The following is a 12,711-nucleotide window of genomic DNA, read 5'->3' on the forward strand; positions in this document are numbered from 1 at the left end:
CGTCCCGCACCCCCGTCAGCATTCCGCCTTTGTATAGTTGTCGGCGTACGCTTTCTGCGTCGCGGAAAGCGGGGGAGGGCTGTCCCCGATAAAATAGGTGTCGTCGAAATTTTGTTGAAAAATCGTGCGCCGCGAGGCTGGAATCCCGCGAATAATTCCTAAATTTGCAGATTGAATTATTATGGCTCATTGTCCCCCGATGTGATTCCGAACGCTCCGCCATGCCGTTTCCGACGCGATCCGGCAGCAGGGCAGGCACGGCGGGGCGGGAATGCCCGGCAAAAAATGCTGAAACTATGATAAGCGCGGTTTATTATATCTTCCTGGTGCTGCTGTGCACCTTCTTCATGATCCTGTCGGCCCTGGCGCTGGTCGTGTGCTATCCCTTCGACAAGGGCCGCCGCGTGGTGCACGAGCTGTCGCGCATCCTGGTGCGCACCTTCTTCGCCATCCCGCCCCGCTGGCGGCAGCGTGTGGAGGGGCTCGAACATGTCGACCGGAAGAAAAGCTACGTCATCGTGCTGAACCATAATACGGTGATCGACATTCCGACGCTCTATTACATCCCGCTCAATTTCCGCTGGGTCTCCAAGCGCGAGGTCTTCAAGACGCCTTTCTTCGGGCAGTACCTCATCCTCCACGGCGACATCTGCATCAACCGCGGCCGCGCCTCCGAGGCGCTGGAGCAGATGGTGCGCGACGGCAAACTGTGGATTTCGCGCGGCGCTTCGGTGGCCGTCTTCCCCGAGGGTACGCGTTCCAAGGACGGCGAGATACACCGCTTCAAGGCGGGCGCCTTCACGCTGGCCCGGGAGGCGGGCGTGGAGATACTCCCCGTGGTGCTGGACGGCACCAAGACGCTTATCCGCAAGAACGCGATGTTCAACTGGGGCAACCGCATCACCATCCGCGTGCTGCCCCCCGTACCGGCCGCGAAGGTCGTCTCGACCGAGACGCACGTGCTGATGGAGGAGGTGCACGACGCCATGAGCGCGGCCCTTGCCCAGATCCGAAACCGAAAATAGACTATGGCAGATTTACTCAATACCAATCCTAACGACAGCTACGGCGACGACGTCATCGTTACGCTTTCGCCGCGGGAGCATATCCGTCTGCGCCCCGGCATGTATATCGGCAAGCTGGGCGACGGCACGCAGGCCGACGACGGCATTTACGTCCTCATCAAGGAGGTCGTGGACAATTCGGTCGACGAATTCATCATGGGGGCCGGCCGCCAGATCGACATTTCGATCGAGGACAAGGTGGTGTCGGTGCGCGACTACGGCCGCGGCATCCCCCTCAAATCGCTCGCGGCGGCCGTCAGCGAGATGAACACCGGCGGTAAGTACGGCGGCTCGGCCTTCAAGAAGACCGTCGGCCTGAACGGCGTCGGCGTCAAGGCCGTCAACATGCTTTCCGGCGAGTTCACGGCCCGTTCGGTACGCGACGGCGAGGCCCGCACGGTGACCTTCGCCAAGGGGCTCGAGGTGAGCGACAAGTGGGAGAGCGGCGTGCGCGAGAAAAACGGCACCTTCATCTCGTTCCGCGTCGACGAGGAGGTCTTCGGCGAGTATGCCTACAACCTCGAATACGTCGAGCAGATGGTGCGCAACTATACGTACCTGAACCTGGGGCTGACGTTCAATTTCAACGGCAACAGCTACGTTTCGAAAAACGGCCTGCTGGATCTGCTCAACGAAAACATGACCGAGGAGCCGCTCTATGCGCCGATCCACCTTTCGGGCGACGACATCGAGGTAGCCATCGCCCACGGCACGGGCTACGGCGAGAGCTATTTCTCGTTCGTCAACGGCCAGTACACCTCGCAGGGCGGTACGCACCAGGCGGCTTTCCGCGAGGCCATCGCCAAGACCGTCAAGGAGTTCTACCACAAGGACTACGATCCGTCGGACATCCGCACGTCGATCATCGCCGCTATTTCGGTCAAGGTCACCGACCCGGTCTTCGAATCGCAGACCAAGATCAAACTCGGCTCCAAGGAGATCGAGCCGGGCGTGTCGATGCGCAATTTCGTCGTCGATTTTCTGGGCAAGCACCTCGACGACTACCTGCACAAGCATTCCGAGACGGCGCAGGTGCTCCAGCGGAAGATCGTCGAGAACGAAAAGGAGCGCAAAGCCATCTCAGGCATCCAGAAGAAGGCGCGCGAGACGGCCAAGAAGGTTTCGCTCAACAACAAGAAACTGCGCGACTGCAAGATACACCGCACCGACAAGCACGAGCTGGCCGAACAGTCGATGATCTTCATCACCGAGGGCAACTCGGCCTCGGGTTCGATCACCAAGAGCCGCGACGTGCGCACGCAGGCCGTCTTTTCGCTGCGCGGCAAGCCGCTCAACTGCTACGGGCTGACCAAAAAGGTGGTCTACGAGAACGAGGAGTTCAACCTGCTTCAGGCTGCGCTCAATATCGAGGAGGATATGGACAACCTGCGCTACAACAAGGTGATTATCGCCACCGATGCCGATGTCGACGGCATGCACATCCGCCTTTTGATGATGACCTTCTTCCTGCAGTTCTTCCCCGACGTGATCCGCCAGGGGCACCTGTTCGTGCTGCAAACCCCCCTGTTCCGCGTGCGTAACAAGAAGGAGACGTTTTACTGCTACTCCGAGGAGGAGCGGCAGAAGGCCGTCGGACGCTGCGGCGCCAATGCCGAGATCACGCGCTTCAAGGGCCTCGGTGAGATTTCGCCCGACGAGTTCCGCGAATTCATCGGCGAGAATATCCGCCTGGACAAGGTTCGTATCACCAAGGACGACCCGATCCACGACCTGCTCGAGTTCTACATGGGCAAGAACACCTACGAACGGCAGGGCTTCATCATCGACAACCTGCGCATCGAGGAGGACATCGTCGAGCAGGATCTCGCAATCAACTAAGCAATATGGCAGAAGAAAAAGATACCATCGGGCGGGACGAGCCGCTCAACGAAGAGGCCCCGACCCCTCAGACCGCCGGCGATGCGGCCGACGCGGCCCCTGCCGCCGACGCCCCGGCCAGGGCGGGCAAGTTCGACCGCCTGACGCAGGACGAAGGGGGCGTGCGCAAACTGACGGGCATGTATAAGAACTGGTTCCTGGACTACGCTTCGTACGTGATCCTCGAACGCGCCGTACCCCATGTCGAGGACGGCCTCAAACCCGTGCAACGGCGTATCCTGCACGCCATGAAGGTCGTCGACGACGGACGCTACAACAAGGTGGCCAACATCGTGGGACAGACCATGCAGTACCACCCGCACGGCGATGCGTCGATCAAGGACGCACTGGTGCAGCTGGGGCAGAAAGACCTGCTGATCGACTGCCAGGGTAACTGGGGCAATATCCTCACGGGCGACGAGGCCGCCGCGGGGCGTTACATCGAGGCGCGCCTGTCGAAGTTCGCCTCCGAAGTGGTCTTCAACAAGAAAACCACCGAGTGGATGCTGTCGTACGACGGCCGCAAGGAGGAGCCCGTCACGCTGCCGATCAAGTTCCCGCTGCTGCTGGCGCAGGGCTCCGACGGCATCGCCGTGGGGCTGGCGTCGAAGATCCTGCCCCACAACTTCGTGGAGCTCATCAATGCCTGCATCGCACACCTCGAGGGGCGCGAATTCCAGCTTTATCCCGACTTCCCGACGGGCGGCATGGCCGATGTGAGCCGCTATAACGACGGCCTGCGGGGCGGGGCGGTGAAGGTGCGCGCCAAGATTTCGAAGATCGACAAACGCACGCTCGCCATCACCGAAATCCCCTATACCACGACCACCGAGTCGATCAAGGATTCGATCATCAAGGCCAACGACAAGGGCAAGATCAAAATCAGGAAGGTCGACGACAATACGGCCGACAAGGTCGAAATCATCATCCAGGTTTCGCCCGACGAGTCGAGCGACAAAACCATCGACGCCCTCTACGCCTTCACCGACTGCGAGGTTTCGATCTCTCCCAACGCCTGCGTCATCTGGGAGGAGAAACCCCATTTCCTGGGCGTGAGCGAAATCCTGCGCCGCTCGGCCGAGCATACCAAGTGGCTGCTGGGACGCGAGCTGGAGATCCGGCTCGGCGAACTGAACGAAGCCTGGCATGCCGCGTCGCTCGAACGCATTTTCATCGAGAACAAGCTCTACCAGCTCATCGAGGGCTGCAAGAGCCGCGAAGAGGCCTACGCCGCCGTGGACAAGGGGCTCGAACCGTTCAAGAAACGGCTGCGCCGCGAGGTCACGCTCTCCGACGTGCAGCGCCTGACGGAACTGAAGTTCATCCGCATCTCGCGTTACGACAGCGACAAGGCCGACAACGAGATCCGTCAGATCGAGGAGGACATCAAGGCCACGCAGTACGACCTCGACCATCTCACCGAGTACGCCGTGGCCTACTACGAGCGTATCCGCGACAAGTACGGCAAGGGCAAGGAGCGCCGCACCGAGCTGCGTGAGTTCGACAACATCGAGGCCACGAAGGTCGCCGTGACCAATGCCAAGCTCTACGTCGACCGCGCCGAGGGCTTCTTCGGCATCGGCAAGTCGATGAAGGACGCCGAATTCGTATGCGACTGCTCGGACATCGACGACGTGATCGTCTTCACGAAGGACGGCCGCTACGTCATCACCAAGGTGAGCGACAAGGCCTTCTTCGAGAAGGGCATCTACTACATCGGGGTCTTCAAGCGCAACGACGAGCGCACGATCTACAACGTGCTGTACCGCGACGGCAAGAACGGCCCGATCATGATGAAGCGCTGCGCTATCAAGGCCATCACGCGCGACAAGGAGTACGACATCACCAAGGGCACGCCCAAGAGCGAGATACTCTATATGTCTGTCAATCCGAATGGTGAGGCCGAGGTGCTGAAGGTTTACTTCAAGCCCCGTCCGCGTCTCAAGAAGGTGATCGTCGACCTCGATTTCTCGACCCTCGCCATCAAGGGGCGCCAGAGCCAGGGCAACCTCTTCTCGCGCTACGGCATCCACAAGATCGTCCTCAAGGAGCGAGGCACCTCGACGCTCGGCGGTCAGAACGTCTGGTTCGACGAGGATGTCCGCCGCCTGAACGCCGACGGCCGCGGCAAGCTGCTGGGCGAGTTCAAGGGCGACGACCGGATCATCGTCTGGACGTCGAAGAACCAGTACTATATCACGGGTTACGACCTCGGGCAGCATTTCCCCGACGAGACCGTGCGCGTGAGCCGCTATGAGCCCGACCGCGTTTACAGCGTCTGCTACTACGACCGTTCGCAGCAGTTCTATTACATGAAGCGCTTCACGGCCGAGATGAGCGACAAGATGCAGTTCTTCCTCGACGAGGACGGACAGGCCGACCTGGTCGCCGTGACGGAACGCACGGGCGCCAAACTCGAAATCACCTACAAGGGGGCGCATGCGTCGCGTCCCGCGGACGAGGTCGACGTCGACGAATTCGTCGGCGTCAAGAGCCACCGCGCCAAGGGCAAGCGCCTGACGACCTACGAGGTCGCTACGCTGCGCTTCATCGAACCCGAACTGCCGCCCGAGCCCGAACCTTCGGACGACGGCGATGCCGGGGAGATTCCCGACGGCCTGCTCTCCGGCGGCGGGGCGGATGACGGGGCGGCGGATGCCGGTGCCGGCGACGCTGCGGCTGTTTCCGGCGGGGTGGAGTTCGAGATCGAACGCGCCCGGGGCGATGCCGACGAGGTGATCGACCCCGAACAACTGAACCTGTTTTGACCTGCCGGCGATGAAACCCCTCTTTTTGGTCGGTTACATGGGATGCGGCAAGAGCACCCTCGGGCGCAAGCTGGCGCGCAGGCTGGGCGTCGGCTTCGTGGATACCGATGCGCTGGTCGAGGAGCAGGCGGGAGCCTCCGTCGCCGATGTCTTCCGTTATGAAGGCGAGGCGCGGTTCCGCGAAGCGGAGCGCGAAGCGCTCGAACGGGCGATCGCCGCAGGCGGCGAAACGGTGGTCTCGACGGGCGGGGGGCTCCCCACCTGGAGCGATAACATGCAGCGCATGAACGGCGTGGGGCATACCGTCTTCCTGCACCGCACTGCGGAGCAAATCGCCCGCCGCCTGAGCCCCTACGGACGCCGGAAACGTCCCCGCTTGCGGGGGCTGGACGATGCCGGACTGGTCGCTTTCATGGAACGCGATATGGCCGTGCGCGAACCCTTCTATGCGCAGGCGCATCTGGTCGTCGACTGCGATGCGATGTCCGACGACCAGGTCGTGGAGCATATCCTGAGGCAACTCGGCCTGAAATAGAAAAGACCCTGCGGCTGCGGCCCCGGGAGTACCCGGGGGCGCGGAAACCGCAGCGAACGATACGACGCGGCCGTGCCGCGGACGATGATATGCTGCAACTCCTGAAAGACGTGGATAAACTTTCAAATAATGCACCCATCGGTGTTTTCGATTCGGGGCTGGGCGGGCTGACCGTCTGGCGCGAGGTGCGGCGTGCGCTCCCCGCTGAGTCGCTCGTCTACCTGGGTGACGGTAAGAACTGCCCCTACGGGTCGCGCCCCCGCGAGGAGGTGCGGCGCCTTGCCGACGAAGCGGTCGCCTTCCTTGTGGCGCAGGGGTGCAAGCTGGTCGTCGTGGCCTGCAATACCGCCACGGCCGCCGCCATCGACTTCCTGCGCGAAAAATACGCCCCCATGCCGATCGTGGGCATGGAGCCGGCCGTGAAACCCGCCTGCCTGGCGACCCGCAGCGGGGTGGTGGGGGTACTGGCTACCGAACGGAGCCTCGACGGCGAGCTCTTCCGCCGCACGGCGGCCAGGTACGGCGACGGCGTAGACCTTGTCACGGCGCCCGGCCGGGGCTTCGTCGAACTGGTCGAAAACGACCTCGAAGCTACGCCCGAGGCCGAAACCGCAGTCCGCGCCGCCGTCGCGGAGATGCTCGCCCACGGCGCCGACCAGATCGTGCTCGGCTGTACGCACTATCCTTTCCTGCTTCCCGTCCTCGAACGTGTCGTCGCGGGCCGCGGCGTCACGGTCGTCGACCCTTCGCCCGCCGTCGCCCGCCGCGTCGTGCAGCTGCTCGACCGTTACGGCCTGCACGCCGACCCCGCCCACCGCGCGGAATATACGTTCCGCACCTTTGCCGACGAGGCCTACCGCCTCCGCCTGGAACGCAAGGCCTTGGGGGCACTTTAATAGCGCCGGATTCGCTTCCGAACCCGATTTTACATCGCTATATTCCGAAATGTCGAAAAAAATGCGTAACTTCGCTTGATAAAAATCAAGCGCAACACAGATGGCATCTAAAAATACATCCTCATCCCCCAACGGACGGCAGAAAGTCCAGCGTTCCAACAGCGACAGTGCGCGCTGGGTCGCAGGATTGCTGCTGCTTTTCATCGGGGTGTTCGCCGCCTCGGCCGTACTGTTCTCGTTTTTTACCTGGGCGGCCGACCAGAGCGGGCTGCTGCTCTCGCCCGAGGAACGTGCCACGCTGGGTGTCGAGCCCGGAAACCTCTGCGGCTGGGCGGGTGCCAGGCTGGGACGCCTGCTGGTCGACAACTCGTTCGGCGTGTCCGGCATTCTGATCCCGGTGATGGTGGTGCTCGTCGGCGTGCGCGTCATCCGCCAGCGCCCGCTGCTGTTCAACCATTCGATCCTCTCGCTTTTCCTCATCCTGATCCTCGGTTCGCTGACGCTGGGCTTCGCCTTCTCGGACAAGTGGAGCCTTTGCAGTTCGACGGGGTGGGGCGGTGCCTTCGGCATCGAGACCGCAGCGCTGCTGCGCACGCATATCGGGGTGCTGGGAACGTTGATCCTGCTGCTGGGCTGCTGGATCCTTACGGGGGTATTCATCAACCGCAACTTCATCAACAAGGTCAACCGTGCGGGCAACGTCATGGTCGACAAGAGCGGCAAGATCGTCGAGATCGTCAAACATAAGGTCGTGCACGCGCACGGGCAACCGTCCGATGCCGCCGGGGATGCGGCTGCCGTAGCCGCGGAATCCGCCGGGAATCCCGGGGAGAGGCCTGCCAGGCGGTCGGCCGACACTCCGGCCGTGGAGTCTGCCGTGAAGGTGGAGCCCGAGGTGGTCGTGCGCCGTCCCGAACCCGAACTGGCCGTGCAGCGTCCGGTGCCGGAAATGCCCCGCGCCGTACGTACTCCCGGGCCTGCTGCCGCCGGGACTCCCGCCGCCCCGCAGGCCGCCCGCCGCGATGCGGACGACGATCCGTTCGTGGAACTGGGCCCCGATGGCATGCCCATTGTGCCCGAAACCCCGCAGGCGGCAGAGGCCGTCGCATCCGATGACGACGGCGAGTTTACCGAGGTCGACCTGTCGCGCCCCGAAGGCCGGCTGGTGATCGGCCCCAGCGGGCTTGTCGAGCTGGAACGCCCCGCGGTGCGTCCTGCCGCCGGCACTGCTGTCCGGCCTGCTGCGCCTGTGTCCGACGAACCTTTCACCGAATTATCCCTGGGCGGGGAAGACCCCGTCGGGACACCGGCCCCGGCTGCCGGGATGCCCTCTGTTGCCGGGGTGCCCTCCGCTGCCGCTCCTGTATCCGGGGAGCCGCTCCCCGACGGGCCGTTTACCGAGATACCCGTTCCTGCCGGGGGCGTCGTCGTGACCGTCGAGGCCAACGAAGCCCGCCTGGTCGATGAAAAGGCGATCCCGACCGAGAGCTACGACCCGCTGAAAGACCTCGTGAACTACCACAAGCCGCCCGTGACGCTGCTCGAAGACTATGTTTCCGACTCGGAAGTGAGCGACGAGGAGATTTTCGAGAACAAGACCAAGATCGAGGATACGCTCCGCAATTTCGGCATCCCCATCCAGCGTATCAAGGCCACGGTCGGCCCCACCGTGACGCTCTATGAGATCGTGCAGGCGCAGGGCGTCAAGATCTCGAAGATCCAGGGGCTCGAAAACGACATCGCCCAGAGCCTCAAGGCGCTGGGTATCCGCATCATCGCCCCTATCCCCGGCAAGGGAACCATCGGCATCGAGGTGCCCAACCGCGACAAGCAGGTGGTGTCGATGTACTCCGCCGTGCGTTCGCTGCGTTTCCAGGAGTCGAAGGCCGAGCTCCCGGTGGTGATCGGCCGTACGATCCAGAACGAGAATTACGTGTTCGACCTGGCCAAGATGCCGCACCTGTTGGTGGCGGGCGCCACGGGACAGGGTAAGTCCGTGGGGCTGAACGCCATCATCACCTCGCTGCTCTACCGCAAGCACCCCGCGCAGCTCAAGTTCGTGATGATCGACCCCAAGATGGTCGAGTTCTCGCTCTATGCCAAGATCGAGCGCCACTTCCTCGCCAAGATGGAGTCCGAGGACGATGCCATCATCACCGACCCCAAGAAGGCGGTCTACACGCTCAATTCGCTCTGCACGGAGATGGACAGCCGCCTGGAACTTTGCAAGAAAGCCGGGGCGCGCAATATCGCCGAGTACAACGAGAAATTCACCGCCCGGCGGCTCAGCCCGCTCAACGGGCACCGCTACCTGCCCTATATCGTCGTGGTGGTCGACGAGTTCGCCGACCTGATCATGACCGCCCGCGAGGTCGAGGGGCCCGTCATGCGCCTCGCGCAGAAGGCGCGTGCCGTCGGCATCCACCTGATCATCGCCACGCAGCGCCCCGACGTGAAGGTCATCACGGGCGGTATCAAGGCCAATTTCCCCGCGCGTATCGCCTTCCGCGTGATGCAGATGATCGACTCGCGTACGATCATCGACCAGCCGGGGGCCAACCAGCTTATCGGCCGCGGCGACATGCTCTTCTCGAAGGACGGGGAACTGACCCGTATCCAGTGCGCGCTGGTCGAAACCAAGGAGGTCGAACGCATCGTCGAGTATATATCGAAGCAGCAGGGCTATACCTCGGCCTATTCGCTGCCCGACTATACGCCCGATACGGGCGATTCTTCGGGGAGTATGGGCAGCGAGGACTCCGCCCCCGTGAAATACGATTCGCTCTTCGCCGAGATCGCCCGCGACGCCGTTTCGGGCGGCAATATCTCGACCTCGATGATCCAGCGCAACTACGAGGTGGGCTTCAACCGTGCCGGGCGCATCATGATGCAGCTCGAACGTGCCGGCATCGTCGGACGCCAGCAGGGAGCCAAGCCGCGCGACATCCTTTTCCATGACATGCCCTCGCTCGAAGCCAAGTTGCAGGAGCTGGGCCTATTCTGATGCTGCCATGAAACGATTCCTGTCCCTCCTGTTGCTGCTTTCCGCGATGCAATGCGTCGCCGCAGTCCCGGCTGCCGCGGATGTTCCGGCTGCCGCAAATAATGTTCCGGCCGCCGGCCGTGCCGACGCGATCCTGGCCGGGGTCAGCGACGGCTTCCGAGCGCTGGGTGCCTACGGGGTGTCGTTCGAGGTTCGCTCGGACGAATACGTCACGCGCGGGCGCTATGCCGTCGAGGGGGAGAATTATTACCTCGTGCTGGGCGATGCCGAGGTCTACTGCGACGGAGCCGTGCGCTACGAGGTGGACAACCGCCGCCGCGAGGTGACGATCGACGTGGTCGACAGCGACAGCCGCAATATCCTCAATAATCCCGTCCATGCCTTCGATTTCCTCGGCAGCGAATATGCGGCCTCGCTCGCCGGCGAGCAGGAGGGCCGTGCCGTGGTGCGTCTGACCCCTGCGCCGGGGAATACCTCCTCGGCGGGCAATATCGTCCTTACGGTCGATACCGCCGCGATGCGTCCCGTGTCGCTCCGCTACGATTACGACGGCGAGCAGGTGCAGGTTTCGGTGCTGGGCATCAAGCCCCTCGAAACGCCGCTCAAGGCCTTTGCGAAGGATAACTACGCCGGGTACGAATTCATCGACTTCCGCTGACCATGTTCCGCCGGCCGATCATGCTGCTGTTGTCCGTCGCCATCCCCGCGGCGACGCTGGCTGCGGCGCCGGAAGACCCGTCGCCGACAGGCGGGCAGCTGCCTTCCGGCACGGCTTGGGAACTTACCTCCGAGCGCGATCTGCTCTATGCGGCGTCTTTCGTAGGGGATTCCATACCGGTGCGGGTGTTTCTCGAATCGGGCGTCTATTTTCCGCTGATCGACAGCGCGCTGGTCTGGTCGCACCCCGGGCTTTTCGAACCCGTCGAACTCGAACGCCCCGTGCGTTTCCGCATGGCCGGCGGCACGGACTATTCGGCCCGCTATAAACTGGCACCGGGGGTCAGGGTGGGGGATACGCGCAGTTTGTGCGAGAGCTATGTCGTCGATCTGCGGCGACGCAAGCCCTGCGACCTGCTCTACCCGCTCCATACCTTCACGACCGACAGCGTGGCTGCGCCCGGTATTTTCGAGCTCGATGTCCGCCGCGGCATTTTCCGTCCGCTCTCATTCGGGAGCCTGCCGCAACCCGGCGACGGGTGGGAGGCCTACGAACTGGTGGCCGACGGGCAATCGGGGATGTTTTGGGTTGCGGATACGGTGCGCTTGTCCGATGTCCGGGGACGCAGCCGTGCGATGCCGATGCGGCTGGTCGTCGATCTGGGCAATGCCAACCTGCTGGCACTCTTCGCATTCAAGCCTGCGGTCGGGAAATTCGTGTCGCGTGCCCCTGTCGATCTGGTGGAAGGCCGGACGCCGGGCGGGATGACCCTGCGGGTGCTGATGCCCGCCGTAGCCACTTTCATGGGGCGCTACCCCTTCTGCGGGCTGCCTGTCGTGGTGCTCGACAAACCGATGAAACTCCCCGGCGACGGTTTCCTCGGCGTAAAATTCTTCTCCGCCTTCCGGGTGGTCTTCGATTTCCGCCACGGGCGGTTGTGGCTCAGGCTGGCGGATTGACCCCTATTTCCGGTTGAGGTACCAGTAGAGCCCGCCGACGAAGATGCCGCCGCCCGCGATGTTCCCGAGCGTGGCGGGAACCAGGTTTGCGGCGACCATGTCCGCCGCCGTCACCGGGGCGCCCAGCATCATCCCCAGCGGGATGAAGAACATGTTGGCGATGCAGTGCTCGTAGCCGATCACCACGAAGCACATGACCGGGAAAAACAACCCCATCATACGGCCTGCCGCGTCGTCGGTACTCAGCCCGAGCCATACCGCGAGGCATACCAGCCAGTTGGCGCCCACGCCGCGCAGGAATACCGTCAGCCACGGCATCGAGACCTTGGCCTGCGCCACGTTGCAGGCCGCTTCGCGCCACAGCTCCGACGAGAGTACGCCGGGCAGCACCACCAGGAAATAGGCGAAGAAGGCCGCCCCGATGAAATTCCCCGCGTATACCAGCCCCCAGTTGCGCAGCACCTTGCCCCATCCGTACCTGCGGCCCAGCGCCCCGGGTACGAGCACGGCGTTGTTGCCCGTGAAGAGCTCCGCCCCGGCGAATACCACCAGGATGAGCCCCAGCGGGAATACCAGCCCCGAGAGCAGGCGCTGCAACCCGGGCGCTTCGGCCACCCCGGGGAACCCGAACCCCGCCATCAGCGAGAAGAGTCCGCCCATGGCGATGTATGCGCCGGCCAGGAATGCCAGCAGGAGGGTCTTGCCCGCCGGGAGTTGCATTTTGCCCGTTGCCGACTTCTGAGCCAGCGCGAGTACTTCCTTGGGTGTGTTTATCTGTGCCATGTTTGGGAATAGAGGCCGCAAAGGTAGTGAAACGATCCGGAACGCGCAAGCGGACGCCGTCATTCTGCCGGGAATTTTTTTTGAGGCCGTCAGATCGCCGGAAAAGGGGCAAAAACGGGGCGTCGTCCCGGAAATCTTCCGCGCGGAGGCGATATTTATCGGCTTA

The 12,711-nt window shown here is 63.0% G+C and carries 9 protein-coding genes; 8 read left to right on the forward strand and 1 reads right to left on the reverse strand.

Features of this window, described 5'->3' with window-relative positions:
* Window positions 1-296 precede the first annotated feature (296 nt).
* The 8 genes from DW189_RS11925 (at window position 297) to DW189_RS11960 (ending at window position 11,762) form a co-directional block, all read left to right on the forward strand.
* Window positions 297-1,025 carry a lysophospholipid acyltransferase family protein gene (locus DW189_RS11925; protein ID WP_022332197.1) on the forward strand — a complete coding sequence of 243 codons (729 nt, stop codon included), beginning with the start codon at window positions 297-299 and terminating at the stop codon, window positions 1,023-1,025.
* Window positions 1,026-1,028: 3 nt separating this feature from the next.
* Window positions 1,029-2,903 (forward strand): DNA topoisomerase IV subunit B, encoded by a 1,875-nt coding sequence (locus DW189_RS11930; protein WP_117508355.1) that lies wholly within the window; start codon window positions 1,029-1,031, stop codon window positions 2,901-2,903.
* 5 nt (window positions 2,904-2,908) lie between these two features.
* Entirely contained in the window at window positions 2,909-5,710 is a 2,802-nt protein-coding gene (locus DW189_RS11935; protein WP_055203007.1) for a DNA gyrase/topoisomerase IV subunit A, read from the forward strand.
* 10 nt (window positions 5,711-5,720) lie between these two features.
* The gene (locus DW189_RS11940; protein ID WP_022332195.1) at window positions 5,721-6,245 is read left to right on the forward strand and encodes a shikimate kinase; all 525 of its coding nucleotides are present in this window, start codon (window positions 5,721-5,723) and stop codon (window positions 6,243-6,245) included.
* An 89-nt stretch (window positions 6,246-6,334) separates the two neighbouring features.
* Window positions 6,335-7,141 (forward strand): glutamate racemase, encoded by an 807-nt coding sequence (gene murI / locus DW189_RS11945; protein ID WP_117508356.1) that lies wholly within the window; start codon window positions 6,335-6,337, stop codon window positions 7,139-7,141.
* Window positions 7,142-7,241: 100 nt separating this feature from the next.
* Entirely contained in the window at window positions 7,242-10,145 is a 2,904-nt protein-coding gene (locus tag DW189_RS11950) for an FtsK/SpoIIIE family DNA translocase (RefSeq protein ID WP_117508357.1), read from the forward strand.
* 7 nt (window positions 10,146-10,152) lie between these two features.
* Window positions 10,153-10,803, forward strand: coding sequence for a hypothetical protein (locus DW189_RS11955; RefSeq protein WP_232045534.1), 651 nt, complete (start codon window positions 10,153-10,155; stop codon window positions 10,801-10,803).
* A 2-nt stretch (window positions 10,804-10,805) separates the two neighbouring features.
* Window positions 10,806-11,762 carry a hypothetical protein gene (locus DW189_RS11960; RefSeq protein WP_117508358.1) on the forward strand — a complete coding sequence of 319 codons (957 nt, stop codon included), beginning with the start codon at window positions 10,806-10,808 and terminating at the stop codon, window positions 11,760-11,762.
* Between the two features lie 3 nt (window positions 11,763-11,765).
* On the opposite strand, the gene DW189_RS11965 is transcribed toward DW189_RS11960, so the two are convergent.
* On the reverse strand, window positions 11,766-12,545 hold the full coding sequence (locus tag DW189_RS11965; protein WP_055203001.1) for a formate/nitrite transporter family protein: 780 nt from the start codon (window positions 12,543-12,545) through the stop codon (window positions 11,766-11,768).
* Window positions 12,546-12,711: the final 166 nt, after the last annotated feature.

Origin of the sequence: Alistipes sp. AM16-43 (genome assembly GCF_003435745.1) — a bacterium.
In the GTDB taxonomy this organism is placed as follows: domain Bacteria; phylum Bacteroidota; class Bacteroidia; order Bacteroidales; family Rikenellaceae; genus Alistipes; species Alistipes onderdonkii.

Bases quoted from the DNA above. Each gene is read 5' to 3' on its own strand.
- DW189_RS11950 (WP_117508357.1), top strand. From the start codon at position 7,242: ATGGCATCTAAAAATACATCCTCATCCCCCAACGGACGGCAGAAAGTC.
- DW189_RS11955 (WP_232045534.1), top strand. From the start codon at position 10,153: ATGAAACGATTCCTGTCCCTCCTGTTGCTGCTTTCCGCGATGCAATGC.
- DW189_RS11925 (WP_022332197.1), top strand. From the start codon at position 297: ATGATAAGCGCGGTTTATTATATCTTCCTGGTGCTGCTGTGCACCTTC.
- murI (WP_117508356.1), top strand. From the start codon at position 6,335: ATGCTGCAACTCCTGAAAGACGTGGATAAACTTTCAAATAATGCACCC.
- DW189_RS11930 (WP_117508355.1), top strand. From the start codon at position 1,029: ATGGCAGATTTACTCAATACCAATCCTAACGACAGCTACGGCGACGAC.
- DW189_RS11940 (WP_022332195.1), top strand. From the start codon at position 5,721: ATGAAACCCCTCTTTTTGGTCGGTTACATGGGATGCGGCAAGAGCACC.
- DW189_RS11960 (WP_117508358.1), top strand. From the start codon at position 10,806: ATGTTCCGCCGGCCGATCATGCTGCTGTTGTCCGTCGCCATCCCCGCG.
- DW189_RS11935 (WP_055203007.1), top strand. From the start codon at position 2,909: ATGGCAGAAGAAAAAGATACCATCGGGCGGGACGAGCCGCTCAACGAA.
- DW189_RS11965 (WP_055203001.1), bottom strand. From the start codon at position 12,545: ATGGCACAGATAAACACACCCAAGGAAGTACTCGCGCTGGCTCAGAAG.